Raw genomic sequence first — 25700 nt, 5'->3', positions numbered from 1 at the left:
CCCGGGCAATCGCATGACGGCGGGCGGAGTCGGCGCGGCGCTCATCGCCGGCGAAATGCGCGGGCATTCGCTGCGCACGTTGATCGGCATTCTCGCGATTGCCGCGGGTGTCGCCATGGGCTACGCCGTGCAGCTGATCAATCGCGCGGCACTCAATGAGCTGTCGGCCACCGTCAATTCGCTGATGGGCAACGCCGATATCGAGCTGCGCGGCCCGCGCGCTGGCTTCCATGAAGCGCTGTTCCCGCGCATTGCCAGCTTGCCCGAGGTCGCGGTGGCAAGCCCAGTCACCGAGGTGGATGCGCGCGTCGCGGGACGCGACGAGTCATTGAAGCTGCTCGGCGTCGATGTGTTTCGCGCAGGCTACGTCACGCCGAATCTCGTCGGACGCGTGGAGCAAACGGATCCCGCCAATCGCACCAATGGCACAAAGGGCACGAAGGGCACGAAGGGCGCCAGCCTCGATCTGCTCGACCCCGACACCGTCTTTCTCTCGCCTGCCGCGCTGACCTGGCTCGCGCTCAAGCCAGGCGATTCGCTGACGGTGCAGGTCGGGCTCGCTTCGGTCGCGCTGCGCATCGCGGGCGTACTGTCCGCATCAGGCGACGCGGTGCGCGTCGGAGTGATGGACATCGGCGCCGCGCAATGGCGCTTGCAGCGGCTCGGCATGCTTCAGCGCATCGACATCAAGCTCAAGCCGGGCGTTGACGCCGAAGTGTTCGCGCATTCGATCGCAGCGCTTTTGCCTGCGGGCGTCGCCGCCGTCACGCCAGGTGACAACGCACACCGCACGTCGATGCTCTCGCGTGCGTATCGCGCGAATCTCAACGTACTCGCGCTCGTCGCGCTGTTCACGGGCGCATTCCTCGTTTTCACGATGCAGGCCTTAGCGGTACTGCGGCGCCGCGCGCAGTTTGCGCTGCTGCGCGCGATTGGCGTGACTCAGCGTGGCGTGCTTTGGCTCGTCGTCGCGGAGGGGGCATTCCTCGGCATGCTCGGCGCGGCGGCGGGTCTCGCCATCGGCTTTGCGCTCGCGGCCGCCGTGCTCCATTATGCGGGCGGCGATCTCGGCGGCGGCTATTTCGAAGGCGTTCAGCCGCGCGTGCATTTCGATGCGCTGCCCGCGGCGATTTTTTGGGGGCTGGGGGTGAGCGCGTCGGTGCTCGGCAGTTTCGCGCCGGCGCTCGAAGCGGCGCGGGCGCGACCCGCGCGAGCGCTGAAGGCGGGCGACGAGGAAGCCCCCGCCGCACGGTTGCGCGCGAAGCGAACCGTCACGGCGGCGCTGCTCGCGATCGGCGCCGGCCTCGTAGCGGCGCTATTGCCGCCCGTGGCCGGCTTGCCGGTATTCGGCTATCTCTCGATCGCGCTGTTGCTCCTGGGCGGCGTGCTCGCGATGCCGGCCGTCGCGCGCGCCGTGTTCGCCTTGCTGCCCCGCTCGAGCCATGCATTGCCGCAGCTCGTGCTGTCGCAGCTGGCCAATGCCCCCGGCCGCGCGACGATCGGCTTGGCGGGCATCGTCACGAGCTTCAGCCTCATGACGGCGATGGCGATCATGGTGTCGAGCTTTCGTCTCGCGGTCGACGACTGGCTGCAGCTGCTGCTTCCCGCGCCGCTCTATCTGCGCGCTTCGTCCGGCGGCGACAGCGCATTTCTATCGCCGGGCAATCAGGCGGCCATCGCCGCCACACCCGGCGTTGCGCGCGTCGAGTTTCTTCGCGCCACGCAAATATCGCTCGACGCTCGCCTGCCGCCCGTCAGCCTGCTCGCGCGGCCCATCGATCCGCGCCATCCCGCCGCTCGCCTGCCACTGACGACTGCGCCTCTGGTGCCGCCAGCCGGCGATCCGCCGCCGGTGTGGATCAGCGAGGCGGTCGCCGATCTGTATGGGATGCATCGGGGCCAGCGCATCACGTTGCCGCTGGCGGGGCAGCGTTTGCCGTTCACGGTGGCCGGCATTTGGCGCGACTATGCACGGCAGTTCGGCGCCATCGTGATCGACGCAAGCGACTATCGCCGGCTGACTCACGACACACGCGTGACCGATGCCGCCTTGTGGCTTGCCTCGGGCGTGGCACCGGCGCAAGCGATCTCACGCTTGCGCGCCGGCGTGCCCGGTGGGCAGCGTCTCGAGTTCGCGCAGCCGGCCGATATCCGCGCGGCGAGCCTGCGGATCTTCGATCGTAGCTTCGCCGTGACCTATTTGCTGGAAGCGGTAGCGGTCATCATCGGACTATTCGGCGTTGGCGCAAGCTTCGGCGCGCAAGCGCTCGCCCGCAAGCGCGAGTTCGGCATGCTGCGGCACATCGGCGTCCTGCGGCGCCAGATCGCGGTCATGCTCGCGATGGAAGGCGCGCTCGTTGCGATCCTCGGCGTGCTCGCCGGTCTGACGCTGGGCTCGAGTCTCGCGATCGTGCTGGTGCATGTCGTCAACCCTCAGTCGTTTCATTGGACGATGAGCGTGCATATGCCGCGGGGGTTGCTGGCCACGCTGGCGGCGGCGGTCGTCGTTGCCGCCGCGCTCACCGCGCTCTTGAGTTCTCGCGCGGCGATGTCGGTCGATGCGGTGCGCGCCGTGCGCGAAGACTGGTAACGCGATGAGAAGGCGCACGTTCCTGTTATGGCCGCTAGCCGCCCAAGTGCTAAGCGCTGCGTGGGCGCGCACGCCGGAATTTCCAACGGTGGTAAACGGACAGCCGCTGGTGTTCCCGCGCGACTATGGCGCGCATTCGAGCTATCGCAACGAATGGTGGTACGTGACCGGCTGGCTGCAACCCGATGCCAACCCGGCAGCGGATGCCACGCCGAGTGCCGCCGCCAATGCATCATTGGGTTTCGAAGCGACGTTCTTTCGCTCGCGCCCGGCCCTCGACGACGCCAACCCGAGCCGCTTTGCGCCGAATCAATTGCTGTTCGCCAACGTGGCGCTGAGCGATCCGCGCGCGGGCAGCCTTCAGCATGACCAGCGCGCTGCGCGCCGTGGCTTCGGTTTGGCCGACGCGAGCGGGACGGACACCGCGGTTCACATCGACGACTGGTCGCTCGAGCGCAACGCGGACGGCCGCTACCGCTTGAACGTCGCCACCTCCGGCTTTGCGTTCGCCTTCACTTTAGAGCCGACGCAACCGGTGCTTCTCAACGGTGCAGGCGGGTATAGCCGCAAGGGTCCGCTTGCGAGTGAGGCCAGCTACTACTACAGCGAGCCGTGGCTGCGAGTCGACGGCATGCTCAAGCGTAGTCGTCATTCACCCGGGAATGGTGAGCACATACGCGGGAGGGCATGGCTCGATCACGAATGGTCGTCGGCACCGCTCGCCGACGTTGCGGTCGGCTGGGATTGGATCGGCATCGATCTCGATGACGGCGGGGCGCTGATGGCCTTCCAGATCCGTGACAAGGCAGGCCGCAAGTTCTGGGCAGGCGGCACGCTGCGCGCCGCCGATGGAAGCACGCATGCGCTATCCCCCGACAGCGTGAGCTTCACGCCGCTACGCCGGTGGCGTTCGCCGCATACCGGCGCAGATTATCCAGTGGCGATGCGCGTCGATGCGCAGGACCTGCATCTGATGCTCGTGCCGCTCATGGACGATCAGGAATTCGACAGCCGCGCGAGCACCGGTGCGGTGTATTGGGAGGGAGCCGTGACGGCGTTTCAAGGTGGTGCGGAAGCCGACAATTCGGTTTTGGCCAGCACAAGCGCTGCAAAACCGATAGGACGTGGCTACCTTGAGCTCACGGGATATGTTCAGCGCGTTGAGCTTTAGAAGTCGACACTGCCGTGCGAGACTAGGCCGCGGCCCGTGATGGGCGTCGGCCGTCAGCGCGTGGAGCCTCGAAGGCGAAGCCGCCCCACGTGACTTTCGCCATCTTCTTCGGCGATCAAGCGTTGAAACCGCCGTCGATGGTCAAGCTCTCGCCAGTGACGAACCCCGCTTCCGGGCCGGCGACATAGGCCACCATCGCGGCGATTTCCTCTGGACGTCCGTGGCGCGGAAGTGCCATGAGACCGTGCAACATCGAGGCGAAGTCGCTGGATTCGGGGTTCATGTCGGTATCGATCGGGCCGGGTTGCACGTTGTTCACCGTGATTCCGCGCGGACCGAGATCGCGCCCCTGCACCAGTCCGCGCAATGCGGATTTGCTCATCGCATAGGCCGCACCGCCAGGAAACGGCATGCGCTCGGCGTTGCAACTGCTGATGTTCACGATACGGCCGCCATCGCCCATATGCGGCAACACCGCCTTCACCGCGACGAAGACGGCGCGCACATTGACTTGCAACGTTCTGTCGAAGTCCTCCAGCGAAAGCGTGTCGACTGGCGCTAGCGCGAGCACGCCCGCGTTGTTCACGAGAATGTCGATCTTGCCGAATCGCGCCGCCGCATCGTCGATTGCGCGGCTCATCGCAGCGGCATCGGCCGCGTCGGCTTGCAGCGCCAGCACGCGGCCGCGCTGCTGTTCGATCTTGCTAAAAAGGGCGCCAGGCAGCCGACCTTGACTTACAGCAGGCGCTGGAAAGTGCCCTTTGTCATGGCTGGATCGACGGTCAAAAACAGACCGAAAGTGAAGAATACTGGTTACAGCGTTTCACTCGACGCTCGGCAAAGAGTATCTGGTCCAGACTCAACAGAGACCGGCGGAAGCGCTGATCGCGGCAGGCAGAATGCTCCCTTCGGGCATGCGAGAAATCGAGAAAGCCAAGGAGGATGGCCGCTGGGAGGCGGCCTATACGTCCGCCAGCAACTCGCTCGTGCCGGACGACCTGCAGGCCGCACTGGATGCCAATCCCAAGGCCAGCGCATTCTTTTCGACGCTGAACGGCCGAAACCGCTACTCCATCCTATTTCGAATACAGAACGCCAAAAAGCCCGCAACACGGGCGCGCAAGATCGAGGAGTTCATCGGCATGCTCAATCGCGGCGAAACTATTTATCCCTAGACTGACCATGTCGGTCTGCACGAGGCCAATCGGCGCCTCTATTGAACAGAATGTTCTTCCTAACGACCTGAACAGGTGCACTCGCACGGCATTTTCTCCTGCAAACTGAAAACGATTACCTGCTTTCGCACCGCCAACAATCACTGGCAGAATTGTCGCTCACTCACTCGGACCTAAGCCCAATGCCGGCGACCTGCATTTTCACCTTGAACGGACAAAAAATGTCCACCTTGCTCTGCCCCGGCTTGGGTGCCATTGCCGCGTTCTCGGGGTATGGACGCTTCGTCAACGATCCCGATGCGACCGCAGTACCAGACGACGGCCCCTTACCCAGGGGGGTGTATTACATCGTTGACCGTCCGAAGGGGGGAAAACATCAAGAGATCGTTGAAACAATCGAAGACATCGCGAACGGGACTCATCGCTCACAATGGTTCGCGCTATTTCGCGAGGGCTCACCGCCAACCGACTATACGGTAATCAACGGCGTTCGCCGAGGGTCATTCCGGCTACATCCTGTCGGATACTGGGGACGAAGCGAAGGATGCATCACCCTGCCGCATCGATCCCAATTCGATACGCTCCGAAAATGGCTGACTGCATACCCACCAGAAAACATCCCGGGTACGCAAGTGCGATACTACGGAATGGTCATCGTCCGATGAAACATAGACTCGCACTCGTGGGTGGTGGCCTTCTATTGACGTTACCCGTCTACCTTGCTCTGGCGAATTTCCAGCCGCTCGAAGACCTTTTCCTGTATCACGACGCATGGACGGTTTTTAAGCCGCTGTTCCTCGCGGGCAACGCGATCGGGATACACGACGACGGCGCGATCGTGGAAACGACGATGTTCGTTGTGAGCTTCCTCATCGCGCTCGCTATCGTCGCTTTACTCGCCTGCGGCATCACACGCGCAAGACGAGAGCGAAACAACGCATAGGAGTGAGACGCACGAGCAGAAACCGCATCACTGAGCGTCGCGGACGTGCCTCCGCGCGCAGAGCCAACATCCGAAGAATGTTCCTTAGGCTAGCACAGCGATTCTAGCGGTAGCGGATACGCTCCTCGGGGGGGGGCGCCGTAGCACAAAGGTCCGTGGCTGCATCATCCGTGCCGAGGCATATCCGTTGCTGATCAACATGCGCGAAAACCACGGATAGGAGCATCAAATGGCAGGCGATAACTCTTTCAAGCCGGGCGAGATCGTCAAGACGTCTGGCATCTATTCTGTCGTCCACGACGACGGTAAAGGCACTTTCGAAGTGACGTGCGTCGAGGGAGAGCATTTTCCGCCAACCAGAAGCGGAAAGGGTGCCCATTACGAGCTGAAGTACGCGGCGACACACTCACGCAAGCATGGAGAACTGAAGGGCGACGCCGCGTAATGACGCCTCGCAACTCGGTCATCTTTTGCGGCTTGCCGAAGCAACCGCCGATTCCCGGTTGACCGCACGAGGCGGCTTGTCTTCCCTGATTCCCTCGAACGACGCATGCCGGATCTCACCGGTCGGCGTCCACTCGAGAAAGGAAACCTCGGCGACGACCTCGGGCTTCAGCCATAAAAGCTCCTGGTCACGATCAGGTGCTGGCGGGTTGCGAAATGGTGCACGCACGCGCTGGATGCGCTCTATTCGAGCTTGGAAGGACGCGCTTTGGCGCGGCGTCAAATGCGGTCGCACGTGGCCCGCGTAGCGTAGCCCTCCGTCCGGTTCGTAGACACCGAGCAGCAGCGAGCGGACGCCGGCTTTTGCGCCCTTCGTACGCGCGATGCCACCGATGACAAACTCTTGCCGCAAGTGGCATTTGATTTTTATCCAATCGGTGGAACGGCCGGACCGGTACGGCGAGTCGCCGCGTTTGCCGATGATGCCCTCCAACTTCATCTTGCATGCCGCAGCGATAAGAGACTCCGGGTCTTGGGCGAAGTCTTCCGAGTACCGCAGCAGTGGCGTTTGGATGCTATCCATCATGTCGTGAAGGACGCGCCGCCGCGCGCGGAGAGGTTCGTCGCGCAGGTCTCGGCCGTTGAGCCATAGCAGGTCGAAGACGAACAGGATGATGCTTTGCGTCCGATGCCGGTCGAATGCATTCTGCAGAGCGTTGAAGTCGGGCTTTCCGTCGGCGTCGAGTACCGTTGCCTCTCCGTCGAACCATGCATTGTCAACGGCGATCTCGGCGGCGACGTCGCGCAGATGGGGCAGCCGAGCCGACCAATCATGTCCGTTGCGAGTGAAGAGCCGCGCTTGTCCGTGCTCGATTCGCGTCAGCATCCGGTAGCCGTCGAATTTGATCTCGTATGACCAATCGCCATAGCCCGGGGCGGCGCTGACGAGTGTGGCGAGCTGTGGCTCAATGATTGACGGCATCTCACCCGGTACATCGGGCGGTCGCTGAGCGGGTCGCGGACGAGCCTTGCTCCATCTCCCCATACGCTTCCTCCTGACACACCCGCCGCAACGTGTAGGCCGTCCCGCGTAGATTGCGCACCAACTGTGCCCGGCACATCGCCCCCAGTCGGTTACACGCTTGCCTTCGGCGACAGTTGCGCGATATCGACTGTCTGGTTAGACGAACGGATCACCTTCATGGCGACCCACGCGACGAGGTAAGCCGAACCACAGATCACGAAGAGGATGTTATAGCCCGCGTTGATGTGCCCGAGCGCCTTGAAGTGATCGAGGACGGCGCCGACGAAGAGCGGGAAGAGCGTTGCGCCGAGCGCACCCGCGAGTCCGCCGATACCCACCACCGAGCCGACCGCTGCCTTGGGGAACATGTCGGAGGCCGTCGTGAACAGGTTGGCCGACCATCCCTGATGGGCGGCGGCGGCGAGGCTCAGGAGCGTAACCATCGCCCACATATCGTTGATCCACGGAGACATCGCAATCGGCGTGACGAGAAACGCGAGTACGAGCATCGTCGTCTGCCGTGCTTTCGTGACCGACCACCCGCGACGGATCAGCGACGAGGAAACCCAGCCGCCACCGATGCTACCCATCGACGTGGAGATGTAGACGATGACCAAAGGAAGGCCAAGATTCTTTAGATCGAGGTGGAAACGCGAATTGAAGTACGACGGCAGCCAGAACAGCATGAACCACCAGATCGGGTCGGTCAGCAGCTTGCCCGCGAAAAAGGCCCATGTCGGGCGGAGCTTGAATAGCGAGACCCAACGTACCTTCGCCGGTTCGACGGTGGAAGGCGAAGCGGCGTCCTCGCTGATGTATTCGAGCTCTGCCTTCGTGACCTTCGTATGCTTCAGCGGCGCCTGGTACATGACGTACCAGAAGCCGAGCCATACGAAACCCGTCAGACCCGTAACGAAGAAAGCGGCCTCCCAGCCGTATGTAGCCGCCAGCCACGGGACGACCGCGGGCGCTGCGACGGCGCCGATGCTGGTTCCCGCCGTCAGGATACCGACGGCGAGCGCCTGCTCCTTGCGAGGAAACCATTCGGAGACGCTTTTGACGGCACACGGGAAGCTTCCGGATTCCGAAATGCCCAGGAGTGCGCGCATGACACCGAAGCCCAATGTGCTGCGCACGAGCGCATGGCCGCAAGCTGCGATGCTCCAAAGCAGGACACATACACCGTAGCCGATCTTCACGCCGACTTTATCGACGAGCTTGCCCGAAAGCAGCATCCCGATCGCATAGCAGGCCGTGAACACGACGACGATGTAACTGTATTGTGTCTCAGTCCAGTTGAACTGAAGGGCAAGCGAGGGCTTCAACAGTCCGAGAACCTGGCGGTCGAGATAGTTGATCGTCGTTGCGAAAAATAGCAGCGCGCAAACGCGCCAACGATATTTCGAAAGTTCCATGTCTTACTCCTGTCTCCTTGAACGCGCCTGATTGCGCTTGCATCGAGCCGATATGCCGGTTCTTTGAGCATCCTGTGCCGGCAGCCACGGCCTTAACGAACTAGGCCAATAAACCTCGCCATTTGCCGAACGGAACTGAGAAGAAGATGTCGGCCAGGGTGTGTCCTTAGACCGAGAGCAGAAGCCTGCTGAAGAAAGAGGGTTTGCTCCGGCTTCATGATCAGGTCTGCAACAACGGCGTTCCTGTTGGAATTCGATATGTCGATCGGCATGGAATCCGATGGACTCATGCCGATCGGGGACGCATTGACGATCAGGTCGTCGGCGGGATTCGCGATGGCTTCTGCAAATTCGATAACCACGTGCCCGTACCGGCTTCGAAGTTCAGCCGCCAGGACATCTACCGCTTCCTCGCGAATATCGGCGAGCCTCAGCACCGCAACTTGTGCCGCGCATAACGCGTTCGCGAGAGCGCGGCCCGCGCCGCCGGCTGCACCGACGAGAAGGACCTGCCGCCCGGACGCGGATAAACCCTGCTGTTCAAGGCCAATGACAAAGCCTTCTCCATCGAAGTTGTCCGCGAGCCAACCTCCGTCTTCCAGCTTCCGGAGGCAGTTCACCGCTCCAATTGCCGCGGCACGCTCAGTCATCCGAACGTCAGGCAATGTACTTGCCGTGACTTTATGGGGAACCGTAATCACGACGCCCGCCAGGTTTTTTAAAGCTGCGAAGCCCGAAATGGCCTCATGCAGTCGGTCGGGCGTGACGTGCGCGGGCACCAGAACAGCATTGATGCCTTGCTGTGCGAAATGCGAATTGAAGAACTGCGGCGACTTCACCTGTGAGACCGGGTCGGCGACGATCACCACAATCCTGGTATCGCCGTCGATCCATCCGGTCGAGAGTGCACAGCCGGCGGTAGCCGGATCAACCAAAGTTCGCATGACGCTTCTCGCGAAATGCAGCAACGCCTTCCGCGGCGTCTGGCGACGCCTTGCAGACTGACGCTGCGAGCTCATGTGCGTATTCGTGTTGTCCCGACTCCATCATCCGGATGAGTCGTTTGCCAACGGAGAGGGAAGTGGTTGACCGCTTCTGGAGCGTCGCGCAAACGGCGTCTACCCGAGCTGCGAGTTGATCCGCCGCGAGCGCTTCGTTGACGATGCCCCACTGAGCAGCTATAGCGGCCCCGACTGGCTCGCCCAACAGAATCAATTCGCGAGTGCGCGTGGCACCGACAAGTTCGGAGAGGCGGGCACAGCCCATCCAGCCAGGAATCGCGCCGACCGCCGCTTCCGGGAACCCGATTCGCGCGTCGACGCTTGCGTAGCGGAAGTCGCAGGCTAACGCGAGTTCGAATCCGCCGCCCAGCGCGCTGCCTGACAGCACCGCGATCGTGGGCTTATCAAGCTCTGCGATCCTTCGGAAGACGCGATTCCCATCACGAATGAATCGCGTGCCCATCCGTTGCGGATCGATGTCGCCCCATTCGTTGATGTCCGCGCCGCTGCAGAAGAATCGTTGACTGTTCGAAGTGAACTTGAGCACGCGCACTTCGTCATTGCGTTCAACGGTCGCGACGTACCGATCAATGTCGTCCAGCATGCGCGTCGTCAGCGCGTTGTGTCGTGCTGTCCGGTTGAGCGTGATCGTTGCAACCGCGCCTTCGATGGCGAAAATGACGTCGGATTCCTGCTGCATGAGAGATACCTCTGGATTCGGGTAAAAGCCCGTACGGTTCGCAGTTCAGTGCGCGATTGACGCTTCAAGAAGGTGCTCATCGACCAACGGAGCGAACTCCATCCGGGCAAGCACGTCCTTCTGCATATCGATGCCTTTTGCTACCTCGATCAGGCGCACGCCCAGCGGGTCGAGCTTGAAAACGGCGCGCTCGGTAACGTAGAAAACCTCTTTGCCGTCGAGGCGAGCCTGAAGGCCGCTGAACGTCACGTGGCGAACGCGCTTCACCGCCTTGGGAACCGAGCCGGGCGAGACGATCTCGAGCGAGTCGTCGCTCTTTCTCTGGACGCGCAGGCCTTTTGCTTCGAATGCGCCGCAGAAGACGATCTTTCTGGCGCCTTGGGCAATGTCCATGAACCCGCCAGGGCCAACCACGGTGCTACCCAGTTTGGAAACATTCACGTTTCCTTCTTGGTCGAACTCGCCCATGCCGAGGAACGTGATATCGATGCCGCCCCCGCTGTAAAAGTCGAACTGATCAACGCTCGGCACGATCGCGTCAGCATTGCGCGCGGTGCCGAACATCGGGCCATCGAGCATGGCCCCACGATGGATGCCCTGTTCAACCGAGCCCCAATATTCGGAGCCGCGACCTTGCTGCGCCAGCACCGCGGGGATGGCGCCCGGGAACCCGAATCCGAAATTCACTGACTGGTTCGTGCCAAGTTCCTGCGCTGCGCGCTCGGCAACGATCAGCCGCATGCCTTCGGGCATGTCCGGGTCGGCTGTCTCGCCGAGCGATTCGCCACTGAGCGTGGCGTCGTAATCGCTGATTGCGCACTGCCGTTGCGCGGGGGTTTCAACCGTGACGTCTACCATGACACCCGGCACGCGAACGAGACGCGCCGGCACGTGACCTGCGGACTTGCCTTTCACCTGCGCAATCACCTTGCCGCCACTGTTGTGCGCGGCAAGTGCAACGGCGTAGATGTCGAGGTCGGCGGGTTCACGGCGCGTGGAGAGATTCCCGCGATCGTCGGCGGACGATGCCATGACGATGGAGAAGTCGATCTTGATGGGCTTGAAGCGCAGATACTCATCGCCGCCAATCTCGATGAGTTCGACGAGGTCTTCAGTGGTGACCGCGTTGAGCTTGCCTCCACCCAGCCGGGGATCGACAAAGGTCCTGAGTCCAACGCGCGTGATTACGCCCGGGCGGCCCGCGCCGATTTCCCGGAACAACGTGGCGATGACTCCGCCCGGAAAGCTGTATCCCTCGATCTGCCCCGATTCCGCCAGGGCCTGCATGGCGGACGACCACACCCAGTGGCCGCCGATGACGCGCTTGACCATGCCTGCGTGCGCGAACCGGCCAAGACCGCTGCCCTGGCCATCGCCGACACCCAAGGCATGAACCACCGTGAGATTGCAGGGGTGGCCCGTCTGTAGAAAGCGCGTTTCGAGTGCGGCCAGCACGGCATCCGGTTCAAGGAGCCCGCCACCGGAGCCGGTAATCGCGACCGTTGCGCCATCAGGAATCGAAGCCGCCGCCGCTTCTGCACTCATCCACTTGTTCACATTGCCTCCCTATCCTCGACATCCCGGTTCGTTCAGTTAAAACCGAACCGGTTCGTTACTTGTTGCGAATGATGTCACGCGATGTCGATGTCTTCAAGGGTCCGTGAGCGATAATCGGGTTTACGATAGTGGGCGCATGCCTCGAAGGGGGCGTGACATGGAACCGCCAATGCGCTGCAGTCGGTCTGCAGTTACCGTTCAATTTTTTGTGGTTGAAGAGACAAGATGCCAACGACGACAGTCGACGGACTCAGCGAAGTACCCGTTGCCGGAAAGTTGCCGCAGCGCGCGAAGCGCACGCGCGACCCCATCGCGACGCAGGCGAAGATCATCGCCGCGGCGAAAGCAGAATTCGCCAAGGTCGGACTCGGCGGCGCTCGCATCGAGTCGATCGCTGAAAAAGCCGGCGTGAACAAGCGGATGATCTACGAGTACTTCAAGGGAAAAGAAGAGCTGTTTACGACCGTGCTTGAAGAGGCGTGGACGGACATCCGGACCGAGGAACAGAAGCTCGCACTGGATCATCTGCCGCCTGTCGAGGCCATTCGCACGCTCATCACCTTCACCTGGGAGTATTACCTGAAGAACCCCGAGTTCATGTCACTGGTCAACAGCGAGAACCTGCATCGGGCGCGCCACATCAAGAAATCTCGTCGGTTCCGCGAGTTGCACCGAGGGTTCATCGACATGCTCCAGCGGATTCTGGACCGGGGAGTGGCATCGGGCGACTTCCGGCCCGGCGTCGATGCAAGTCAGCTGCATCTCACACTGGCCGCCATCGGGTACTACTATCTGACGAACCGTTTCACCGGCGAAGTTATCTTTGGGTTCGACTTCGTTTCGAAAGAGGCGCTTCAGAAGCGCCTCGAATTCAACATCGACACGGTGTTCAGCCTCCTGCGGCCGCGCTGATCGCGGCGACATCGACCTCCTTCCCTTTCGCCTCAGCTTTCGTTCTCGCAGGGTTTTCCGCTTCGGCAAGGGAAAACCCTTTTTTGACTTCGTGCGGTGCCGAGTGTTAAATAACGAACTGGATCGTTACTTAAGGATTTCGGCCGCACCGCGAAGAAATCCGTAGCGCGTGACGTACCAGATGCCAATGCAGGAGAGAGACATGAAGCAACGCCAGGTCGCGCTGGTCACGGGATCGCGCCGTGGAATAGGACGAGCGATCGCGCTCGAGTTAGCAGATGCCGGGTTCGACATCGCAATCACCGACGTCGAACATTCGGACGAGCTCGAAGCCACGCGCTCCGACATCGAGCGCGCCGGCGTTGGATGTATGGCGCTGACATCGAATCTCGCGGACATCGCGCAACACGACGCGCTGCTCCAGACTGTCGAGGATTCGCTCGGCGCCGTTACGTGTCTCGTCAATAACGCCGGTGTTTCCGTGATGTCGCGTGGCGACCTGCTCGACGTTACGCCTGAGAGCTATGACCGCTGCCTTAACGTCAACACCCGCGGCACGTTCTTCCTGATGCAGGCGTTCGGCCGGCGGGTTGCCAAAGGGCGGCAGGGCGGTGTCAGTCGCTCGATCATCACGATTACTTCGTCCAACGCCGTTGCAGCGTCGCCCCAACGCAGCGAGTACTGCGTTTCAAAGGCAGGCCTTTCGATGGCAACCACGCTGTTCTCCCTGAGACTCGCCGAGCTTGGCATCGGCGTCTTCGAGGTACAGCCGGGCCTGATCGAAACGGAAATGACCGCTCCGTCAAAAGCCCGCTACGACGCGCTCATGGAAAACGGGCTCACCGCCATCAAACGATGGGGTACGCCAAGAGAAGTCGCAATTGCAGTACGCACGCTCGCGACGGGCGGCTTGCCGTTCAGCGTTGGCCAGGCGATCCGTGTCGATGGCGGCCTTCTCGTTTCTAAATACTGACTTCGAGAGTCAAGTCATGCAAATCAAACTTCCCACGCGGGCCGGCGCGCTTGTTGACTACCGGCTGACTGGCACGCCGCTGAAAGTCCTGAAGCCGGCAGTTCCATTCAACCGCATCGCATACTCGGCTGCGCACGTCGTTGCGGACCCTCTTCGCAGCGGCGAACTCGGGCACGCTTGCGCGATCGACTGGGAGCGGACCATCGAATATCGCCGCTACCTTCTCGAGCAGGGTCTGGGCATCGCGGAGGCGATGGACACCGCGCAACGCGGCATGGGGCTGTCGTGGGAATCGGCGAAAGAACTGATCGTCCGCACATTGAACGAAACGCGCGACATCCCAGGGCCGCGGGTCGCGTCCGGTTGCGGCACGGATCATCTGCCCGTCAGCGACGCGCGCTCGTGCGACGATGTGATCAAGGCCTATCTGATGCAGATCGAGAGCGTCCAGCGCGCCGGTGGAAAGATTATCCTGATGGCGAGCCGCGCGCTTGCGCGTGTGGCGCATCATCCCGGCGACTACATCCGCGTCTATCGGGAGGTGCTGTCGGCCTGTGACAAGCCGGTCATCCTTCACTGGCTCGGCGAAGCATTCGATCCGGAACTGGCCGGCTATTGGGGCCGTTCCGACTACGAAAGTGCGGCAAAGGCGTGTCTTGAAGTCATCGCCTCGAACGAGGCCAAGGTGGACGGAATCAAGATATCGCTGCTGGACGACGCAAAAGAGATCGAATTCCGCCGTCGCCTTCCAGCATCCGTGAAGATGTACACGGGCGACGACTTCAATTATCCCAAGCTCATTGCTGGCGACGAGGTCGGTTACTCACACGCTCTCCTTGGCATTTTCGACGCGATCGCTCCCGCCGCATCGCAGGCACTTGGCGCGCTGGCAGCAGGTGACATGACGCGCTACGACCAACTGCTTGCACCGACGGTCCCGTTGTCGCGACACATCTTCCGCGCACCTACCCAGTACTACAAGACGGGGGTCGTCCTTCTCGCCTATCTGAACGGCTTCCAACCTCACTTCTTCATGCTGGGCGGACATCACGGCATGAGGCCTCCCGTCTACCTGGCGGATGTCTTTCGGCTCGCCGATCAGGCCAATCTGCTGCGCAACCCTGAACTGGCGGTAGCGCGGATGCAAGGGCTGATGGCTACGCTGGGCTGCAGTGCGTAGAGACGAAAGCGCGCTTCTGGCGCCACGGGAACTGAGTAACCGGTTGAGGCAGAAATGGACACGTTGCGGGGAAAGCTGGACCGTTGCGCGATCAACACCGCAACGCTGGGGCATCGTGAGCCGTTGCACGTGACGATCGACCGCATAGCGAGGGCGGGGTTTGGTGGCATCGCCCCCTGGCGACACGAAGTGGGGGCAGCAGGTGTCTCGCAAATTGCCCGTCAGATTCGCGCCCTCGAACTCAAGGTGACGGGCTATTGTCGTTCGACTTATTTCCCGGCACCGTCAGCTGAGGAGCGGGCGGCAAACGTCCAGTCGAACATTCGCGCGGTCAATGACGCGGCCGAACTGGGCGCGGAATGCTTCGTCATGGTTGTGGGTGGACTGCCTGCGGGCAGTCGAAACCTCTCCGCGGCTCGTGAAATGGTCTCTGATGGAATCGCCGCGTTGATGGCCGAGGCCAGGAACGTCGGCGTACGACTCGCTGTTGAACCGCTTCATCCCATGTATGCCGCTGAGCGCTCGGTGATCAACACCGTCGGACAGGCGCTGGCACTTTGTCGGCAACTGGACCCGAAAAACGAGTCTCTTGGCATTGCGGTCGATGTCTACCACTGCTGGTGGGACCCAGAGCTCGCAGAGTCGGTTTCCGCGGCCGGGAGCGAGGCACGGATCGCCGCATATCACGTGTCTGACTGGCTGACGCCGACCACGGACATGCTTCTCGATCGCGGAATGATGGGTGACGGCGTGATCGATCTGAAAGAGATCAGACGCCTGGTTGAAACGGCGGGATACAGCGGCATGACCGAGGTGGAGATCTTCTCTAAAGACGTCTGGTGGAAAGCGCCGCCGGATGAGGTTCTGAAATGTTGCGCCGATCGGCTGCAAAGCGTCTGCTGAAAGTCAGAGGTCGAAGCTGGGTCGGTCGGCTCGACGACACGCGTAGCAACTTCGCCGTTCAGATGATCAACCGGTATTCGCGGCCCATCGTGTTGTCATGAGAGCGGATAGTCTCGCTCGGGCTTTCGGACGAGGCTATCGAAGGTGGGGTTCCCGCTGAAGCGCCTCTGCGTCGCGTCGAAATCGGCCCGAATAAGGTCTACCATTTGAGACGAGATAGGCGCTCGTCATTGGGGAGGAGCCGCCCGCCAGTTATAGGGTGTGGGACGCGCAACGGCGCGTTCACCTGTCGCAAGAAAATGATCTGACGAGATCGATCGTTCTTCAGCGTAATCGCGGCCATGTCACATCTCACCCAAGTACCCCCGGAAACGGTTAGGAAGTGGCAAGAGATTGTTAATCTACTCGCCGAAATCATGCGCGTTCCTTCCGCCTTGATCATGCAAGTAGAGCCTCCGAACATCAAAGTCTTCGTGTCTAGCGAGTCCAAGGGGAACCCTTACGAGCCGGCAGAAACCGCCGCTTTGAACACGGGCCTTTATTGCGAGACGGTGATGAAGACGCGTCAACCGCTGCTTGTCCCTGACGCTCTGCAGGACGAAGCGTGGAAATCGAACCCTGACATCAAACTGGGGATGATCTCTTACTTAGGTGTCCCGATCAGTTGGCCAAACGGCGAGATATTCGGAACCATCTGCGTTCTTGACAGGAAGAAGAACAGTTACAGCGAGATTTTCCTCAGACTTCTGCTCATGTGGCGGGACGTGTTGCAGGCTGACTTGAGAACGTTAGCGACACTGGACAGGCAACTCGAAGAGCGCGACGCGAAGATCCGGCGCCTATTCGACGCTGACATTATTGGGGTCTTCATCTGGGACCTCGAAGGCCGGATCATCGAGGCCAATGACGCGTTTCTGCGCATCGTGGGCTACGAGCGTGAGGATCTCATCTCGGGTCGCGTCCGCTGGACAGACCTGACGCCGCCGGAATGGCTCGACCGCGACGTCCACCAATGGGTGCCCGAATTCAAGCGAACCGGCCACTTGCAATCGTTCGAAAAGGAGTATTTCCGGAAAGACGGCAGCCGGGTGCCCGTGTTGATCGGCGCGGCGAGCTTCGAAGAAGGCGGGGACCAAGGTGTCTCTTTCGTGCTCGATTTGACCGAGCGCAAGCGCGCGGAGGCCGAAGCACGTGAAAGCGAGCGCCGCTACCGCGAGATCCAGACCGCGCTGGCGCACGCAAACCGCGTGATGACCATGGGGCAGCTCACAGCCTCGATCAGCCATGAAATCAGGCAACCGATCGGCGCGTGCGCCACCAACGCCGAGGCGGGTCTACGCTGGCTGAGCGCACCGTCGCCGGATCTGGGGGAGGTTCGGCAGGCGTTTGAACGTATCTCGAAAGACGCAAGGCGGGCTAGCGAAGTGATGAACCGCATTCGAGGGCTCGTCAGAAACGCCCCGACGGATAAGGAGTGGGTGCAGATCAACGAGGCGATTCGCGAGGTCATTACCCTGACGCGCGCTGAGGCCGAGAAAAACAGCGTTTCTGTGCGGATGGAGCTTGCGGAGGACCTACCGCTCGTTCAAGGCGATCGAGTGCAACTGCAACAAGTGATGCTGAACCTGATCATGAACGCCATCGACGCGATGAGCGCGGTTGACGACGGACCGCGCGAACTGACGATAAGCACCGGCAAGGATGAGTCGAATGCAGTCCTTGTTACAGTGCGCGATTCCGGGCCGGGTGTCAGCCCAGAAAACGTCGAGCGCCTCTTCGAGCCGTTCTATACGACGAAGGCTGGGGGAATGGGCATGGGGCTGTCCATCTGTCGTTCGATTGTGGAATCGCACGGGGGAATGCTACGGCTGAGCGCGAACGTGCCTCGCGGCGCTGTTTTTCAGTTCACCGTGCCCGGTGACCAAGACGGCGCATCTGGGCCAAGCGCGGCTCACGAAGGGGCGTTGAGCAACAAAAGTGACAATGACTCGTGTCAACCGCAGTGCCCATAACAACCAGGGTCCGGTGCCGAGGTCACGATGTGAGACCAAGGCAATTGTGCAACGGCCTGCTGCAAAATTGAAAAGTCGGTTGCCGAAAGGGCGGCACCGTATCTGTCCGACGGCGTGTTCAACGTCCCGGCGCCCGCCGTCCTGGCTTTCGCCCGGAAGCCGGCCAGCGCTGTCAAGAGGTAAAGCGGTACGAAGCTCGAGCCTCCGACTTCCGTGTTTTGCTCCTGCCATGTCTGGGCGGTTGAAAGGTCTATCATGGGAGCTGTGAGGTTGCCATGCGCTCTCAGGACCCGAGCATCTAATGAAGCCACCACGCAATACCGACTCCGTGCCAGGGGAGTGGTACATCGACACAGCGTGCATCAATTGCGGTGCATCGCGTCACGTCGCGCCTGGACTCATTGAGGAACGAAACGACAAGAGTGTCTTCGTTCGGCAGCCCGTCACGCCGGAAGAGCAGCTTGCTGCCTGGCGTGCGGTGTTGGTATGTCCTACGGCATCGGTACGCAGCGAAGTAAAGCAGCCTCGCCCGAACGCCGCGATCTTTCCGCAGCAGATCACATCGGGTGTGTGGCGCTGCGGATTCAACGCTCGGTCGTCGTTTGGCGCACATTCTTATTTTGCCGAGAGGCCGGACGGCAATCTGCTAATCGACTCACCGAGGTATGCCGCGGAACTGGCGAATTGGTTTGATGCTTCGGGTGGTATTGCGCATATCCTTCTGTCGCATCGTGACGACGTCGCCGACGCAGAAAAATACGCGCGCCGGTTCGGAGCTCGTGTCTGGATCCACCGCGAGGACAGGTCGGCTGCCCCATATGCCACGGATCTGCTCGACGACGGGTCAGCAGTGAGCATCACGGCCGGCGTGCGGGCAATCTCGGCGCCCGGGCACACTCGGGGTAGCGTTGTGTACCTGCTTGAGGATCGCGTGCTCTTCTCGGGTGATTCGCTTGCCTGGAGCCCACGCGAGCAGGACCTCGTCGCATTCAGGGACGCGTGCTGGTACTCATGGACCGAGCTCACCGAATCGCTCGGCAAGCTGGCCGCGTATCGTTTCGAATGGCTGCTTCCTGGTCACGGCTGGCTCGCGCACTTGCCGGCCAAGGAAATGAGTGCTCGTTTGCTCGCGTTGGTAGCACGCATGCGAAAAGGCTGAAGGGACGAGGTGGAGGAGCATTGAAATGCCGTTGCAGTCATCGCATCGATCGGCGGACAAGTCGTTATCTCCCATCACCATGAGCAGCGAGTTTCGAGTTCTCTTTGTTGGCAATAGCTATACAACTAGAAACGATATGCCGACGATGCTTGCCAGCCTCATTGAGGCAAGCTTTGCCGGCATGCAGGTGAAGACAGATGTGATCGCATTTGGCGGAGCATCTCTTGCGGCGCATTGGAACCGAGGCGAAGTTCAAAAGCGTCTAACTGCCCAGAGATGGCATGCGGTCGTGTTGCAGGACCAAAGCACTCGACCGCTCCGTGCATTGAAAAGCATGCAAGAACATGTGCGAAGATTCGTCGATGCGATTCAAGTTGCTGGTGCGAAGCCATATTTGTATATGACATGGGCTCGGAAGAATGATCCGGCGTCGCAGGCAAATATTGTTACCGCGTTTCGGGGTTTGGCTGAAGCGACCGGAGCCAGAGTTATTCCAGTTGGCCTGGCTTGGGATCAATTTCGCAGACTCCGACCTGAAATCGACCTATATGAACCTGATGGAAGTCATCCATCGATGGTAGGGTCATATTTAGTGGCGTGCACTCACCTTTTTTCGTTTGCCGACATTGAGGCAGTCCCCGAAACGTCAGCCGAAAATACCTTGAGCACGATCGACCGGAATTTACTCCATGAGGTGTGTAGGACGGCCGCAAGCCATGCCGGCCGATAATTAGCTCAACGAGACGGTGTCTACGCAGCGCCAAGCTGCAAGAGCGGAAAGCGTGCAACTGCGCGTCGAACGGTAGTTTTAGGTTTGCGAAAAGCCAGCTAAGGATCGGCTCTGCCGACCGCATGAGGTAGGAGTCGGCCATGAGCGGTCAACCGACATCAACCTCTGGATAGTTGACAATCAATCTTTAATTTGTGATGCAATTAATTGACATCGATCAAACAGGGGTCTCGGGCATTTGCAGTCTCACTCATTTAACTAACCTAACAACCCCAAAAAGCACGGGTAAATTTATGTTCATGAAAAACAATCCTGGAATTGCGTCGATCTCCGTCAGCAGTCAGGCTTGGCCCGAAGTGGAGCGGAATAGACCAATAGTAGCCTTCGTGCTATCCCTGCTCTTGATGTTTTCCGGCTGCGCCCACACGGGTCGAGGGTATGTAACAAATATAAACAATGCACCTGATGACAAGGGGATTGCTCTCTTTTCTACATGTGCTCGTGAAACACGATCAGTCGTATCGACCACACTCTGGCTAGTCAACGGGGAGTCGCGAAAAAAATATGATCAAGTGCTAATTAACTTGGACTATCCATTCCCGTCCGACTTCAATGGTGAGCACTGCAACCTAAGAACGCTAAGCCTTCCGGCCGGAACGTACTACTTCGTCCCTCATTCAGGGAATGCTTATTTCAATGTGACCAAAGCACCAATATATCGGTTCTCAGTCAAGAATGGACAAATCGCTTATCTGGGCGAGCTGTATTTGATTAGTGAAGGCCGAAATTTTCGGCTCTTGTTTTCCACAAATCATAGCGAAAAAGACCTCGATTTATTTCTTTCTAAAAATCCCGGCATCAGTAGAGGCAACGTTGTCTCACGATACATGGAACTCGACTCACAGCCAGAAAACTTCGCTATTCGAGGGTTGATCTTTGGCCTTCCGTGACTGAGGCGTAACGTCCCGCGTGCGGGATCTGGCCATGTTCAATCTCGCCATCGACAGCAAGCTGCGGGCGTGCGATCTGACGAAGCTGCGGGTGCGGGACGTCTGTCACGGGGAGCACGTCGCCATCCGCGCGACGATCATGCAGCAGAAGACGCAACGGCCGGTACAGCTCGAGATTACCGAGCAGACCCGCGACAGCGTGGCGGCATGGATAAGGCATGCGGGGCTGCATCCAACCGACTTCCTGTTCCAGAGCAGAGTTCGCGACTCTCCGCACTTGTCGACGCGACAATACGCCCGGCTGGTTCATCGGTGGATCGCCTCAATCGGCCTGGACGACACCGCCTACGGTACCCACACGATGCGTCGGACCAAGGCGTCGTTGATCTATCGTCGCACCAAGAACCTCCGGGCTGTCCAGTTTTTGCTAAGCCACTCGAAACTTGAAGTACGGTCTGCTACCTCGGCATCGAGGTAGATGATGCACTTGAAATGGCGGAACAGACCGAGGTGTAGGATGGCAGGCCGGTTAGCGAGGGGACGCTGACCGGCCAAGAGCGGCCGGTCGACACCGGTGCGTAGATCGTCGACAATTGCCCGGCGTATTGCGCAACGGGAGCACGCGAATTACCGCAGCGTCATCATGCGTAAGACAATCCAGGCACCAGCAATCGGCGTTAAACATGACCACCAAGAAACTGTTCTATTACCCCAGCAACGCAAGCATGGCCCCCCACATCGTTCTGGAAGAAATCGGTGAGCCTTTCGGGCTAGTGCTTGTCGATCGCACGCTAGATGAGCATAAGTCGGCAGACTATCTCCGACTGAATCCCAACGGATTGATTCCTGTATTGGTTGATGGCGACATGGTGTTGTATGAGACGGCTGCCATTTGCCTGCATTTGGCCGACACACATCCAGAAAGCGGGATGGCGCCCACACTGGCAACGCCGGAACGTGCGGAGTTTTACAAGTGGCTCATGTGGTTGACGAATACACTGCAAACGGCGTTGATTGTCTATTTTTATCCCGAGCGTTGGGTGGATGCCGACAACCCGCTGGGCGCTAACCAAGTGCAAACTCACGCTGAATCGAAGATCGGCACCTTGCTTGACCAGTTGGAGTCGCAACTTCAATCGAGCGATGGCCCATGGTTGCTGGGGGAGCAATACACGATCCTTGATCCCTACGCGTTCATGCTGTGCCGGTGGACAAGGGGTTTCACGAAACCCGCGCGCGTATGGCCACTGCTCGGTCAGTACTTGCAACGGATGCTAGCGCGACCTGCGATCCAGCGCGTGATCAAAACGGAAGGGCTTGAAGCTCCATTGGTGTAAGACAATGTGGCCTCGTCGCCGATGAGTGACCGACCGCTTTTGAGAAGTTCAACAGACCGCTTCGGGTCGAATTATGCCGTTTGGATCAGAATCGCGCCCGAGGAGTTCACCGCGCTCGGTCGTCGGACGCTAGTCGGCCATCGTGGCCCATACATCGGAAGGCTCCCTCGCAGAATCGGTCGGGCTGTGCCTTTTGCATGAGACACGCACCCGACAGGATCGTCGCGCACGACCGTGAGTCAAGGTGCGGGCCAGAAGGGGACATCGCCGCGATGACTCATGGAGCCGCGAAGGTGTTTGTGAAGAAAGGAGCGCCAGCGCAAACTTGAGACAGGCGTCCAGGCCCTTATCGGGCCAGGTAGAAGTCCATGGGGATAAGCTCGACGGCCCATCCGACTTCTTCGCCCAGCGTGGCGGCCGGGTGCATGGACGCGATGCGCAATGCCTCGTCACGGCTATCCGCTTCGATGATGAACAGGCCGCCCACGACTTCCTTGGACTCGGTGTAAGGCCCGTCGGTGACGTGCGTCTTGCCACTGCGCGGGCGAAGCGTCCTCCAGTTGTCCAGATCGCCAAGCGACGCGGAAATCAGAACCTTGCCGGTAGCGCGCATCTTCTTGTCCAATGCAGGGCATTGGCTCACCAATTCCTTGACGTCGTCTGACGCCATCGCGGCGATTTTTTCGGGGGTGAAGTAGGCCAGGCCGAGGTATTTCATGGGAGGTCCTTTGGGTGGGGATGTACTGACGACGAAGCTGATGATCGGAAATCGACAATGCTCGGGGAAAGTTTTGCGATGTGTCTCGCAAGCCAGTCCGCTTTGGGTCGGGTCATGCCTCGTGCATGAGATGCGTGCCCGACACGATCGCCGCGCACGACCGTGGGGCAAGGTGCGACCAACAGACGACCTTCGCTGGCAACGGGGTTCTGACATTCAGACGTCCGTTGCGCCCTGGAGGCGGCCATTTAAATCGCGAGTACAGCCTCAGTGCCCCCCGATGGATGACTGGCAAGCAATGCAGCGCAGCGCTCCCGCAAGAAAGCATGCAACGCGTTAATCGCCGGCGACAGTTGCGCACGGTGAGCACAAATCAAGTGCAGCGGCGCGAGCTCGCAATACTTTGGGGGAAATAACTCCACCAGTCGGCCTGCCTTCAAATCGTCGATGAGATCCAGTCGCGACTTGTAGACAATGCCTTCCCCGGCTATCGCCCAGCGCCGAACGACATCGGCATCGTCGCTGATGCGATTGCCCGTGACTGCCACAGTGCGTTCGCCACCAGGCGGCGTAAAGCGCCACCGTTCGTGTATCTGCTCGCTCCAGACGTACCGGAGGCAGTTGTGTCGCCGCAGGTCCTCGACTTTGACCGGTGCGCCATGTCGTTCGAGGTATGACGGCGCGGCACACAATGCGCGTCGATTGTTGTCGACCAGTTTCAGAGCCAGAAGAGACGAATCGGGCAGCGCTCCGTAGCGCACGACTGCATCGAGCGGCTGTCGGATCAGGTCGGCCGCACGGTCGCTCATTTTGACGTGCAGCGACAAGCCAGGGTGCAGGTGCTGAAATTCATCCAGCCACGGCAACAGCAGGTTTCGACCAAAGTCAGACGGAGCGGACAGCCGCAGCGGTCCATTCAACGCCCCCCGGCCGCTTGCCAGGGCCTGCTCGCCCTGCTCCAGCGCGCCAATCATGACCCGTGCATGCGGCAGGTAACGCTCCCCGGCCTCCGACAGTTGCATGCTTCGCGTAGACCGCGTGAACAGGCGCGTGTCCAACGCCTTCTCGAGCCGCTGCACAGATGCACTCGCATGTGCGGGCGCGATATTCAACTGGCGCGCCGCCTCCGAGAAGCTGCCGTAGTCCACCGTGTGCACGAAGATCTGAACGTCATCGAGTCGGATCATTTTCATTGAAATGCAGAAATTGTTTGGTCTCTGCCGGTATTTATCCGCATATCGGTGAAAGATAACATGGTCCCATACCCCTTTGGAGATCACGTGTATGAAAGCGATCGGCTTCTATCAGAACCACCCCATCAGCCACCCGCAGGCGCTGCAGGACATCGAGCTGCCCACGCCGGAACTGCGCGACCACGATCTGCTGGTGGAAGTGAAAGCGGTGTCGGTCAACCCGGTCGATACCAAAATCCGGCGCGGCGGAGATATTCCGGAAGGCGGCGCGCGCATCGCCGGCTGGGACGCGGCGGGAATCGTCCGCGCGACCGGTCCGCTGGCCGCACGCTTCAAGCCTGGTGACCGTGTCTGGTACGCCGGCGACATTAAGCGGCCAGGCAGCAACAGCGAACTGCATGCCGTCGACGAACGCATCGTCGGCCCCATGCCGACTTCACTGGATTTCGCTGAAGCCGCTTCGTTGCCGCTAACCACGATCACCGCATGGGAGCTGTTGTTCGACCGTCTGCGTGTTCAAGCGGCGGATCCGACCGACAACAACGTGCTGCTCGTAATCGGAGCGGCGGGCGGCGTCGGCTCGATTCTGACCCAACTGGCACGTGAGCTGACAGGTGTGACCGTCATCGGCACGGCCTCGCGCCCGGAAACCCGCGAGTGGGTGCTGGCTCATGGCGCGCATTATGTCCTGGATCACCATCAGCCCTGGGGAGCCCAGCTGGCCGCGCTCGGCATCGAGCACGTCACCCACGTTGCCGGGTTGAACAACAGCGCCGCCTACGTGCCTCAGATCGCCGCCGCGCTGTGCCCGGAAGGCCAGTTTGCCCTCATCGACGACCCGGTGGGTCTGGACATCGGTCCGTTCAAGGGGAAATCCATCTCGATTCACTGGGAGCTGATGTTCACCCGCGCAATGTTCACCACCGACACCATCGCACAGCAACACGCCTTGCTGCGCCGCGCGGCGCAGCTGGTTGACCAGGGCCGCCTCAAGCACACCCTGACCCGACGCATTGACGGCATCAACGCCGCAAGTCTCATCGAAGCGCACGCGTTGGTCGAGGCCGGCAACATGATCGGCAAGGTCGTCGTCGCCAACCACTAAGCCCTTTTTGACAAGGAGCATCAACATGACATCGCCAATCATCAGCACGACCACGATCAGTCTGGAAGCCGCACAAGCATTGATGGCCGAAGCGCGCCGCGCGTGTGACGCGCGAGGGTTCGCCGCGACCATCGCGATTACCGATGCAGGCGGTCACTTGCGCGCGTTCGAGCGGGCGGATACCGCCCCGTTCCTGACTGTTGACGTCGCCATCGATAAAGCATGGACCGCCGCGTCGTTCGGCATGTCCACGCACCAATGGAATCAGTACATGGCCGAGCCCGCCGTTGCTCCGCTCGCACCATCCGCGACTGACGCCGGTCGGCGGTGGCGTACCGATCTTTCACGAAGGGCGTCTAGTCGGGGGCATCGGTGTTTCTGGCGGAACATCGGCTCAAGACCACGAGGCCGCTGAGGAAGCGCTGCGCCACGCCGGGTTTAACCAGTAAGCCTTGGCCGATGAGCGATCGCCTTGGCTAGGCGAGATTTCACCGTATTTCTGGTGCCG

General features: G+C 60.6%; 23 protein-coding genes and 4 pseudogenes. 19 read left to right on the top strand and 8 right to left on the bottom strand.

Going from position 1 to position 25700, the window contains the following annotated elements:
• Positions 1–13 precede the first annotated feature (13 nt).
• On the top strand, positions 14–2590 hold the full coding sequence (locus B0G57_RS01430) for an FtsX-like permease family protein (protein ID WP_018438778.1): 2577 nt from the start codon (positions 14–16) through the stop codon (positions 2588–2590).
• A 4-nt stretch (positions 2591–2594) separates the two neighbouring features.
• Entirely contained in the window at positions 2595–3761 is a 1167-nt protein-coding gene (locus B0G57_RS01425) for a lipocalin-like domain-containing protein (protein ID WP_026229308.1), read from the top strand.
• A 115-nt stretch (positions 3762–3876) separates the two neighbouring features.
• Here the strand turns inward: B0G57_RS01425 and B0G57_RS01420 are convergent.
• Positions 3877–4446: pseudogene (locus tag B0G57_RS01420) on the bottom strand (SDR family oxidoreductase); the annotation flags it as partial.
• On the opposite strand from B0G57_RS01420, the pseudogene B0G57_RS01415 reads away from it, so the two are divergent.
• From B0G57_RS01415 to B0G57_RS01400, 4 genes and pseudogenes are all read left to right on the top strand, one after another.
• A pseudogene (locus tag B0G57_RS01415) lies at positions 4411–4936 on the top strand (YdeI/OmpD-associated family protein). The pseudogenes B0G57_RS01420 and B0G57_RS01415 overlap by 36 nt on opposite strands.
• 182 nt (positions 4937–5118) lie before the next feature.
• The gene (locus B0G57_RS01410; RefSeq protein WP_083925475.1) at positions 5119–5601 is read left to right on the top strand and encodes a DUF2778 domain-containing protein; all 483 of its coding nucleotides are present in this window, start codon (positions 5119–5121) and stop codon (positions 5599–5601) included.
• Complete coding sequence (locus tag B0G57_RS01405) at positions 5598–5879, top strand: hypothetical protein (protein WP_018438773.1); 282 nt, start codon at positions 5598–5600, stop codon at positions 5877–5879. The genes B0G57_RS01410 and B0G57_RS01405 overlap by 4 nt, the downstream gene beginning before the upstream one ends.
• A gap of 229 nt (positions 5880–6108) precedes the next feature.
• Positions 6109–6324, top strand: coding sequence for a hypothetical protein (locus tag B0G57_RS01400; RefSeq protein ID WP_018438772.1), 216 nt, complete (start codon positions 6109–6111; stop codon positions 6322–6324).
• A gap of 18 nt (positions 6325–6342) precedes the next feature.
• Here B0G57_RS01400 and ligD read toward each other — a convergent pair whose 3' ends face one another.
• The 5 genes from ligD to B0G57_RS01375 form a co-directional block, all read right to left on the bottom strand.
• Positions 6343–7305, bottom strand: coding sequence for a non-homologous end-joining DNA ligase (ligD, locus tag B0G57_RS01395; protein WP_018438771.1), 963 nt, complete (start codon positions 7303–7305; stop codon positions 6343–6345).
• Positions 7306–7457: 152 nt separating this feature from the next.
• A complete protein-coding gene (locus B0G57_RS01390) occupies positions 7458–8762 on the bottom strand; it encodes an MFS transporter (protein ID WP_018438770.1) in 1305 nt (434 codons plus the stop codon).
• 92 nt (positions 8763–8854) lie between these two features.
• Positions 8855–9706 (bottom strand): shikimate dehydrogenase family protein, encoded by an 852-nt coding sequence (locus B0G57_RS01385; RefSeq protein WP_018438769.1) that lies wholly within the window; start codon positions 9704–9706, stop codon positions 8855–8857.
• Positions 9690–10463 (bottom strand): enoyl-CoA hydratase/isomerase family protein, encoded by a 774-nt coding sequence (locus B0G57_RS01380; protein WP_018438768.1) that lies wholly within the window; start codon positions 10461–10463, stop codon positions 9690–9692. The genes B0G57_RS01385 and B0G57_RS01380 overlap by 17 nt, the downstream gene beginning before the upstream one ends.
• Positions 10464–10508: 45 nt before the next feature.
• Positions 10509–12020, bottom strand: a complete 1512-nt coding sequence (locus B0G57_RS01375) for an acyl CoA:acetate/3-ketoacid CoA transferase (protein ID WP_020565982.1) — start codon at positions 12018–12020, stop codon at positions 10509–10511.
• A gap of 225 nt (positions 12021–12245) precedes the next feature.
• Between B0G57_RS01375 and B0G57_RS01370 the strand changes: the two genes are divergently transcribed.
• The 10 genes and pseudogenes from B0G57_RS01370 to B0G57_RS01330 all read left to right on the top strand — a co-directional run bounded on the left by B0G57_RS01370 (position 12246) and on the right by B0G57_RS01330 (position 22176).
• Complete coding sequence (locus tag B0G57_RS01370; protein ID WP_018438766.1) at positions 12246–12932, top strand: TetR/AcrR family transcriptional regulator; 687 nt, start codon at positions 12246–12248, stop codon at positions 12930–12932.
• A gap of 202 nt (positions 12933–13134) precedes the next feature.
• On the top strand, positions 13135–13905 hold the full coding sequence (locus tag B0G57_RS01365) for a 3-ketoacyl-ACP reductase (protein WP_018438765.1): 771 nt from the start codon (positions 13135–13137) through the stop codon (positions 13903–13905).
• A 16-nt stretch (positions 13906–13921) separates the two neighbouring features.
• Positions 13922–15085, top strand: coding sequence for a dihydrodipicolinate synthase family protein (locus B0G57_RS01360; RefSeq protein ID WP_018438764.1), 1164 nt, complete (start codon positions 13922–13924; stop codon positions 15083–15085).
• A gap of 54 nt (positions 15086–15139) precedes the next feature.
• A complete protein-coding gene (locus B0G57_RS01355) occupies positions 15140–15988 on the top strand; it encodes a sugar phosphate isomerase/epimerase family protein (protein WP_018438763.1) in 849 nt (282 codons plus the stop codon).
• Positions 15989–16329: 341 nt separating this feature from the next.
• On the top strand, positions 16330–18000 hold the full coding sequence (locus tag B0G57_RS01350; protein WP_018438762.1) for a GAF domain-containing sensor histidine kinase: 1671 nt from the start codon (positions 16330–16332) through the stop codon (positions 17998–18000).
• Between the two features lie 301 nt (positions 18001–18301).
• Positions 18302–19159 carry an MBL fold metallo-hydrolase gene (locus B0G57_RS01340; protein ID WP_104489560.1) on the top strand — a complete coding sequence of 286 codons (858 nt, stop codon included), beginning with the start codon at positions 18302–18304 and terminating at the stop codon, positions 19157–19159.
• Positions 19160–19184: 25 nt separating this feature from the next.
• Complete coding sequence (locus B0G57_RS30750; protein ID WP_146013325.1) at positions 19185–19889, top strand: SGNH/GDSL hydrolase family protein; 705 nt, start codon at positions 19185–19187, stop codon at positions 19887–19889.
• 299 nt (positions 19890–20188) lie between these two features.
• Entirely contained in the window at positions 20189–20839 is a 651-nt protein-coding gene (locus tag B0G57_RS30745; protein WP_146013326.1) for a hypothetical protein, read from the top strand.
• Positions 20840–20846: 7 nt separating this feature from the next.
• A pseudogene (locus tag B0G57_RS01335) lies at positions 20847–21355 on the top strand (tyrosine-type recombinase/integrase); the annotation flags it as partial.
• Between the two features lie 167 nt (positions 21356–21522).
• Complete coding sequence (locus tag B0G57_RS01330) at positions 21523–22176, top strand: glutathione S-transferase family protein (RefSeq protein ID WP_018438759.1); 654 nt, start codon at positions 21523–21525, stop codon at positions 22174–22176.
• 346 nt (positions 22177–22522) lie between these two features.
• On the opposite strand, the gene B0G57_RS01325 is transcribed toward B0G57_RS01330, so the two are convergent.
• Positions 22523–22894 carry a YciI family protein gene (locus tag B0G57_RS01325; protein ID WP_018438758.1) on the bottom strand — a complete coding sequence of 124 codons (372 nt, stop codon included), beginning with the start codon at positions 22892–22894 and terminating at the stop codon, positions 22523–22525.
• Positions 22895–23142: 248 nt separating this feature from the next.
• Positions 23143–24081, bottom strand: coding sequence for a LysR family transcriptional regulator (locus B0G57_RS01320; protein ID WP_020565981.1), 939 nt, complete (start codon positions 24079–24081; stop codon positions 23143–23145).
• A 97-nt stretch (positions 24082–24178) separates the two neighbouring features.
• Between B0G57_RS01320 and B0G57_RS01315 the strand changes: the two genes are divergently transcribed.
• The 3 genes and pseudogenes from B0G57_RS01315 (at position 24179) to B0G57_RS32080 (ending at position 25641) form a co-directional block, all read left to right on the top strand.
• On the top strand, positions 24179–25192 hold the full coding sequence (locus B0G57_RS01315; protein ID WP_018438756.1) for a zinc-binding alcohol dehydrogenase family protein: 1014 nt from the start codon (positions 24179–24181) through the stop codon (positions 25190–25192).
• A 25-nt stretch (positions 25193–25217) separates the two neighbouring features.
• A pseudogene (locus B0G57_RS32085) lies at positions 25218–25415 on the top strand (GlcG/HbpS family heme-binding protein); the annotation flags it as partial.
• Positions 25393–25641: a GlcG/HbpS family heme-binding protein gene (locus tag B0G57_RS32080; protein WP_324603235.1), complete on the top strand. Its 249-nt coding sequence runs from the start codon at positions 25393–25395 to the stop codon at positions 25639–25641. The pseudogene B0G57_RS32085 and the gene B0G57_RS32080, both read left to right, overlap by 23 nt.
• Positions 25642–25700: the final 59 nt, after the last annotated feature.

It is taken from the genome of Trinickia symbiotica (genome assembly GCF_002934455.1).
Taxonomy (GTDB): Bacteria; Pseudomonadota; Gammaproteobacteria; order Burkholderiales; family Burkholderiaceae; genus Trinickia; species Trinickia symbiotica.
Note: the sequence above shows the minus strand (reverse complement) of the source record. Positions and strands in the feature narration are given on the sequence as shown.

Excerpts from the sequence above, each read along its gene's own strand:
- B0G57_RS01430 (WP_018438778.1), top strand. The coding sequence starts at position 14 with ATGACGGCGGGCGGAGTCGGCGCGGCGCTCATCGCCGGCGAAATGCGC.
- B0G57_RS01425 (WP_026229308.1), top strand. The coding sequence starts at position 2,595 with ATGAGAAGGCGCACGTTCCTGTTATGGCCGCTAGCCGCCCAAGTGCTA.
- B0G57_RS01410 (WP_083925475.1), top strand. The coding sequence starts at position 5,119 with ATGCCGGCGACCTGCATTTTCACCTTGAACGGACAAAAAATGTCCACC.
- B0G57_RS01405 (WP_018438773.1), top strand. The coding sequence starts at position 5,598 with ATGAAACATAGACTCGCACTCGTGGGTGGTGGCCTTCTATTGACGTTA.
- B0G57_RS01400 (WP_018438772.1), top strand. The coding sequence starts at position 6,109 with ATGGCAGGCGATAACTCTTTCAAGCCGGGCGAGATCGTCAAGACGTCT.
- ligD (WP_018438771.1), bottom strand. The coding sequence starts at position 7,305 with ATGCCGTCAATCATTGAGCCACAGCTCGCCACACTCGTCAGCGCCGCC.
- B0G57_RS01390 (WP_018438770.1), bottom strand. The coding sequence starts at position 8,762 with ATGGAACTTTCGAAATATCGTTGGCGCGTTTGCGCGCTGCTATTTTTC.
- B0G57_RS01385 (WP_018438769.1), bottom strand. The coding sequence starts at position 9,706 with ATGCGAACTTTGGTTGATCCGGCTACCGCCGGCTGTGCACTCTCGACC.
- B0G57_RS01380 (WP_018438768.1), bottom strand. The coding sequence starts at position 10,463 with ATGCAGCAGGAATCCGACGTCATTTTCGCCATCGAAGGCGCGGTTGCA.
- B0G57_RS01370 (WP_018438766.1), top strand. The coding sequence starts at position 12,246 with ATGCCAACGACGACAGTCGACGGACTCAGCGAAGTACCCGTTGCCGGA.
- B0G57_RS01365 (WP_018438765.1), top strand. The coding sequence starts at position 13,135 with ATGAAGCAACGCCAGGTCGCGCTGGTCACGGGATCGCGCCGTGGAATA.
- B0G57_RS01360 (WP_018438764.1), top strand. The coding sequence starts at position 13,922 with ATGCAAATCAAACTTCCCACGCGGGCCGGCGCGCTTGTTGACTACCGG.
- B0G57_RS01355 (WP_018438763.1), top strand. The coding sequence starts at position 15,140 with ATGGACACGTTGCGGGGAAAGCTGGACCGTTGCGCGATCAACACCGCA.
- B0G57_RS01350 (WP_018438762.1), top strand. The coding sequence starts at position 16,330 with ATGTCACATCTCACCCAAGTACCCCCGGAAACGGTTAGGAAGTGGCAA.
- B0G57_RS01340 (WP_104489560.1), top strand. The coding sequence starts at position 18,302 with ATGAAGCCACCACGCAATACCGACTCCGTGCCAGGGGAGTGGTACATC.
- B0G57_RS30750 (WP_146013325.1), top strand. The coding sequence starts at position 19,185 with ATGCCGTTGCAGTCATCGCATCGATCGGCGGACAAGTCGTTATCTCCC.
- B0G57_RS30745 (WP_146013326.1), top strand. The coding sequence starts at position 20,189 with ATGAAAAACAATCCTGGAATTGCGTCGATCTCCGTCAGCAGTCAGGCT.
- B0G57_RS01330 (WP_018438759.1), top strand. The coding sequence starts at position 21,523 with ATGACCACCAAGAAACTGTTCTATTACCCCAGCAACGCAAGCATGGCC.
- B0G57_RS01325 (WP_018438758.1), bottom strand. The coding sequence starts at position 22,894 with ATGAAATACCTCGGCCTGGCCTACTTCACCCCCGAAAAAATCGCCGCG.
- B0G57_RS01320 (WP_020565981.1), bottom strand. The coding sequence starts at position 24,081 with ATGATCCGACTCGATGACGTTCAGATCTTCGTGCACACGGTGGACTAC.
- B0G57_RS01315 (WP_018438756.1), top strand. The coding sequence starts at position 24,179 with ATGAAAGCGATCGGCTTCTATCAGAACCACCCCATCAGCCACCCGCAG.